The organism is Protofrankia sp. CiP1_Cm_nod4 (assembly GCF_982290645.1).
In genome coordinates this window covers 5,436-9,449 of sequence record NZ_CEVIVC010000060.1, presented here as the reverse complement: position 1 = coordinate 9,449, position 4,014 = coordinate 5,436, and the positions used below count along the sequence as shown (strand labels likewise).

Below are 4,014 nucleotides of genomic sequence, written 5' to 3'. Positions count from 1 at the left end.
CCCACGACCAGCCTGGCATCCGCGGCGGACGCGGCGAGCCCGGTGGACGCGGCAGGTCCGGTGGACGCGGCAGGTCCGGCGTCCATGGTGGGCGCCCCGGCGCCCGAGGCCGCCCCGGGGGGCCCGTCGGCTGCCCCGGTGGTGATCCGGGCGACCGGTGTGAGCAAGAAGTTCGTCTCCTACCACCGGCGGGCGACCAGCCTCAAGGAGCTGTTCGTCCGCCGCGGGCAGGCCAGCGGGGACGACTTCTGGGCGCTGCGCGACATCGACGTGGAGATCGGCAACGGCCAGACGGTGGGGCTCGCCGGGGCGAACGGCTCCGGCAAGTCCACGCTGCTGAAGGTGCTGGCCGGCATCCTGCGCCCGACCCACGGCGAGGTCTCGGTCAACGGGCGGATCGCCTCCCTGCTGGAGCTCGGCGCCGGCTTCAACGGCGAGCTGACCGGGCGGGACAACGTCTACCTCAACGCGTCCCTGCTCGGCCTGTCCCGCCGCGAGATCGACCGGATGTTCGACTCGATCGTCGACTTCGCCGAGCTCCCCCACAAGATCGACGACGAGGTCAAGCACTACTCGTCCGGCCAGTACGTCCGGCTCGGGTTCGCCGTGGCCGTCCACGTCGACCCGGACGTCCTGCTGGTGGACGAGGTGCTGGCGGTCGGGGACGAGGCCTTCCAGAAGAAGTGCCTGGCGAAGATCGAGGAGTTCCGGCGGCAGGGGCGCACGATCCTGTTCGTCACGCACTCCCTGGACCTGGTCGAGAGCATCTGCGACCGGGTCCTGGTCCTGGAATCCGGTTCGATGATCTTCGACGGCGCGCCGGAGATCGGCACCCGGCTGCTGCGGCAACGCCTGGGCAGCCTGCCCTCGGACGGGCCCGTGCCCTACGACGTCGCCGCCGTCCGGCCCGTCCTGGCGACCTTCGCCAGGGACCCTGGGGGGCCGTCCCAGGTCCAGTTCGACCCGGGTGAGAAACTGACCGTCTCCCTGACCCTCGACCTCACCCTGGACGCGCCGGAACGGATCTACCTGCACGTCTACGTTCTCGGCCAGCACGATCTGCCGATCTGGCTGATGGAGACGCCCGTCGGCGGCATACCGAGCAGACCCGGCCTGCTCACCGTGGACTTCACCGTGCCGAAAATCCCCGAGCTGCTGGGCGCGTTCGCGATCAGCGTGCACGTCTCCGATGCCGCCACCGGCGCCCCGGTCACCAAGCGCCGCTTCGACGACCTGTTCGGGATCAGCGGCCCGCAGGCCGGTGGCCTGCTCAAAGTCGACTACGAGGCGAGGGCCCGCGGATGAGCGACCCGACCACCCCCGGCCCGGCCCCCGGGCCGAACACCGAGTCCGCCAGCGCGTCCAGCAGCCCGGCCAGCCCGGCCAGCGCGTCCAGCAGCCCGGCCACCGCGCCCGCCAGCCCGGCCAGCGCGTCCAGCAGCCCGGCCGGCGCGCCCGCCAGCCCGGTCAGCACGTCCAGCAGCCCGGCCACCGAGTCCAGCAGCCCGGCCGGCGCGCCCGCCAGCGCGTCAGCCGCCCTGGGCGTCACACCCACCGACCTGACCAGCGCGGCCGGCGACCCGGCCGTCGCCGCCACCGGCCCGGACACCACGCCCGCCGGCCCGGAGGCCGAGCCGGCCAAGCCGCTGGTGACCGTCGTCATCGTCAACTGGAACGGTGCGCACCTGCTGCCGGCCTGCCTGGACGGCCTGGCCAAGCAGGTGACCGGCTTCGCCTTCGAGACGTGGGTGGTCGACAACGCGTCGCAGGACTCCTCCCGGGCGCTGCTGGCCGAGCGCTACCCGTGGGTCCGGCTGGTGCCCTCCGAGACCAACCTCGGCTTCGCCGGCGGCAACAACCTCGCGCTACGCGCGGTCACCACCGAGTACGCCGCCCTGCTCAACAACGACGCGGTGCCCGAGCCGGACTGGCTGGCCAACCTGCTGGCGCCGTTCGACGCCCCCGGCGGCGACCGCCTGGGTGCGGTCACCGGCAAGGTCGTCTTCCTCCCCCGCTTCCTACGGCTGCGGCTGTCGACGCCGGCCTTCACCCCCGGCCCGCACGACCCGCGCGAACTCGGCGTCCGGGTGTCGTCGGTGACCGTCGACGGCCGGGAGGTGCTACGGGAGGTCCTGTGGGAGAAACTGACCTTCGGCGCCGAGGGCGGCCGGGACGCGCCGTTCTTCTGGACCCGCGGTGACGGCGAGCTGTGCGTCCCGGTCCCGGAAGGGGGCCCGGTCACGCTCGGTTTCACCTGGGCCGGCCAGGCACCCAAACCGGTCACGCTGAGCTGGGACGGCGGGTCGGTCACGCTGGACGCCGGCGCCGAACCGTCCACGGTGGAGTTCACCGTCCCGGACGGCGTGGCGCGCGTCGATGTGATCAACAACGTCGGCGGGATCGTGCTGCGCGACGGGTACGGCGCCGACCGCGGCTACCAGCAGGTCGACACCGGCCAGTTCGCCCGGGCCGAGGAGGTTTTCACCGCCTGCGGCAACGGCATGGCGATCCGCACCCAGCTTGGGCGCGAGCTCGGCTGGTTCGACGACGACTTCTTCCTCTACTACGAGGACACCGACCTGTCCTGGCGGATCCGCGCCCGCGGCTACACGATCCGTTACATACCGGACGCGGTGCTGCGGCACGTCCACTCGGCGTCCAGCGTCGAGTGGTCGCCGCTGTTCGTCTTCCACACCGACCGTAACCGGCTGCTGATGCTCACCAAGGACGCGAGCGCCCGGATCGCGCTGGCGGCGGTGGCCCGCTACCCGCTGACGACCGCGTCCATCGCGCTGCGGACGCTGCGCCAGGCGTGGGCCGCGCGCAGCCGCCCCCCGCTGCGCCCGACCTGGCTGCGGCTGACGGTCATCGCCTCCTACCTGCGGCTGCTGCCGGCCATGCTGGCCCGCCGCCGGGCGATCTCACGCACCGCCTCGACCCGCCGCCACGAGCTGGAGAACTGGCTGGTGCGACGATGACGACCGGACCGACGACACCACCGACGGCAACACCGGCGGCACCGGCACCGGCACCGGCGGCAACACCGGCGGCCACGACGACACCGGCACCGCCCGCGACAGCGCAGGCGACCGCAACGCGGCCGGTCGCCGCCGAGGCCACCGCTCGGCACCCGGCTGACACGCGGCGGCCGGCAGCCAAGCCGGCCAGCGGCATCCGGGCCGCCGTCTACAACAGGTTCTGGCACTCCATGGGCGGCGGGGAACGCCACAACGGCATGATCGCCGAGGTGCTCGCGGCCGAAGGCGCCGAGGTCGACCTGCTGGGGCATTCGGCGGTCGACCTGGACGCGCTCGGTGCCCACCTCGGGCTCGACCTGTCCGGCTGCCGGTACCGCCTGCTGCCCGACCGGGGCGACGACGCCGTCGCCGAGATCAGCGCCGAGTACGACCTGTTCGTCAACGGCTCGTACATGAGCCGGCTGGTCCCCCGCTCGAGGCACTCGGCGTACCTGTGCTTCTTCCCGACACCGGCCGATCACGACGCGGCGGCGTGGCGCCGGGCCGCGATCCGCGCCGGCAGCCCGTTCCTGCGAGGCGTGCGCCCGGCGGTCGGGTACGGGACGGGCTGGTATCCGCCCGAGGGCGGCCGCCGCCGGCAGTGGGTCTGGTCGAACGGCGCGGGGGTCCTCTCGGTCGCCCCCGGCGGCGACCGGGTGCTGCACGCCGACGTCGGCCGGCCCGGGGCGTCCGGGACGGTACGGCTGCGCGTCCTCGACGCGGCCGGGCAGGCCCTCGCCGACGTCGAGGCCGGCGCCGTGTTCACGCCGGTCGCCGTGCCGCTGCCCGCCTCGTCCACCGGAACCGAGCTGACCCTGGTCAGCGAGACGTTCACCCCCGCGGCGACGGACGCTCCAGGCACGCCGGACGCACCGGACGCACCGGACGCACCGGATGAATCAGGCATCCCGGACACATCATCAGGCACGCCAGGTACGCCCGACGAACTGGGCACACCATGCCCTCCAGGCGACGCGTCAGGCACTGCGACTCCCCC

3 protein-coding genes and 1 pseudogene are annotated in these 4,014 nt (G+C 73.4%); 3 read left to right on the top strand and 1 reads right to left on the bottom strand.

The genetic code is table 11. The annotated features are described in order from the left end of the window. Positions 1 to 84 precede the first annotated feature (84 nt). Positions 85 to 1,305 (top strand): ABC transporter ATP-binding protein, encoded by a 1,221-nt coding sequence (locus AC5LSR_RS13270; protein ID WP_250290212.1) that lies wholly within the window; start codon positions 85 to 87, stop codon positions 1,303 to 1,305. Here the strand turns inward: AC5LSR_RS13270 and AC5LSR_RS13265 are convergent. Beyond that, positions 1,271 to 1,669: a hypothetical protein gene (locus AC5LSR_RS13265; RefSeq protein WP_493468515.1), complete on the bottom strand. Its 399-nt coding sequence runs from the start codon at positions 1,667 to 1,669 to the stop codon at positions 1,271 to 1,273. The genes AC5LSR_RS13270 and AC5LSR_RS13265 overlap by 35 nt on opposite strands. Between AC5LSR_RS13265 and AC5LSR_RS13260 the strand changes: the two genes are divergently transcribed. Then, the gene (locus AC5LSR_RS13260) at positions 1,560 to 2,978 is read left to right on the top strand and encodes a glycosyltransferase family 2 protein (protein WP_445548272.1); all 1,419 of its coding nucleotides are present in this window, start codon (positions 1,560 to 1,562) and stop codon (positions 2,976 to 2,978) included. The genes AC5LSR_RS13265 and AC5LSR_RS13260 overlap by 110 nt on opposite strands. Then, positions 2,975 to 4,014: pseudogene (locus AC5LSR_RS13255) on the top strand (hypothetical protein); the annotation flags it as partial. The gene AC5LSR_RS13260 and the pseudogene AC5LSR_RS13255, both read left to right, overlap by 4 nt.